Source organism: Streptomyces sp. NRRL S-118 (assembly GCF_000716335.1).
Classification (GTDB): domain Bacteria; phylum Actinomycetota; class Actinomycetes; order Streptomycetales; family Streptomycetaceae; genus Streptomyces.
This window is the reverse complement of sequence record NZ_KL591065.1, coordinates 395-1587: the sequence shown is the minus strand read 5'-3', so window position 1 is coordinate 1587 and position 1193 is coordinate 395. Positions and strand designations below refer to the sequence as shown.

2 protein-coding genes are annotated in these 1193 nt (G+C 67.1%); both read right to left on the bottom strand.

Annotated elements, in window-relative coordinates; translation table 11 throughout:
• Positions 1-49: 49 nt before the first annotated feature.
• Positions 50-625: a transposase gene (locus tag IH00_RS0136660; RefSeq protein ID WP_031080863.1), complete on the bottom strand. Its 576-nt coding sequence runs from the start codon at positions 623-625 to the stop codon at positions 50-52.
• A complete protein-coding gene (locus tag IH00_RS0136655) occupies positions 622-1089 on the bottom strand; it encodes an IS630 family transposase (protein WP_078888177.1) in 468 nt (155 codons plus the stop codon). Before IH00_RS0136655 ends, IH00_RS0136660 begins: the two co-directional genes overlap by 4 nt.
• Positions 1090-1193: the final 104 nt, after the last annotated feature.

Sequence of the window (1193 nt, the reverse complement as noted above, 5' to 3'; positions counted from 1 at the left end):
GGACCAACGACCGCCTCGCCACGTAGGACACGGTCTACTGAATCTTTCGTTAGTTCTGTGGGGTTGGTGGGTGGATGGTGAGACCGGTGTGGGTGAGGAAGGACCAGGGCAGCTGTGGTTTCTGGTTGATGCGGTGGATGCCTTGCTCGGTGGCGTCGGCAACATCGGCGAGGTGGTCGCCGGCGAGGTTGGCGAGCTCGCGTTTCTTGAGCGACGACCACAGCAGTTCCACCGGGTTGAGCTCAGGCGCGTACGCGGGTAATCGTTCGAGGGTGAGCCAGTCCTGTTCGGCGACCCAGGAACGCATGGCCCGGCTCCAGTGGGCGGACAGTCCGTCCCAGACCAGCACCACCCGCTCCCCGCGGTAGAACACCTTGAGCTGTTCCAGGACCTCGATCAGAGCGGTGGTGTCGTAGCTGCCGGGCTTGAGGTGGAAACACAGACGGGGCCCGCAGCCGGGATCGGCGGCGTGGTAACCGAGAGCCGCAGCCATGGAGGCGCGCTTCCAGTTCAGCCGGTGCCGCAGGAGCAAAGTACGGCCGCGGGGCGCGTAGGTGCGTCGGACCTGGGGCAGCAGCGAGACGCCTGATTCGTCGAGGAAGACGATCCAGGCACGTGTGTTCACCGCCCCTTTTTGAAGCGCGGCCACTCGTGCGCGATCCAGCGGGCGATCTCCGACTCGTCCCGCTCGACCGCCCGCCGCTCGGGACGTTGCAGACTCCATCCGAGCCGGCCAGTCAGCAGACGCCACACCGACGCCCGCGACAACGACACCCCTGCCACCCGCTCGACCACCAGACCGACCCGCTCCAGCGTCCACAGATCAGCCTCGAACCCGTGCGCCTGGGCACCCTGCTCCAGCGCGGTCCGCACCTGCTCGACCTGGTCGTCGTCCAGCTTGGGCGGACGACCGGTGGCCGGGCGCCGCCGCAAAGCATCAGTGCCGCCCTCCTCCCACACCCGTTTCCACCGCCGCACGCTCTCGTCACTGACCCCCAGCATCCGCGCGATCTCGACACTCGAGCGTCCCTGCTCGAACAACTCGGCCGCCCGCACACGCCTGGCCTCGGCCAACTGCGGCCGCGTCAAAGGAGGAACGACAGGCCCGGAACCGACAGACGAAGGCTTAAGACCGTGTCCTACGTGGTGAGGCGTCGTTGACCTCGGTATGGGGCGGGATACGTGGAGTTGGA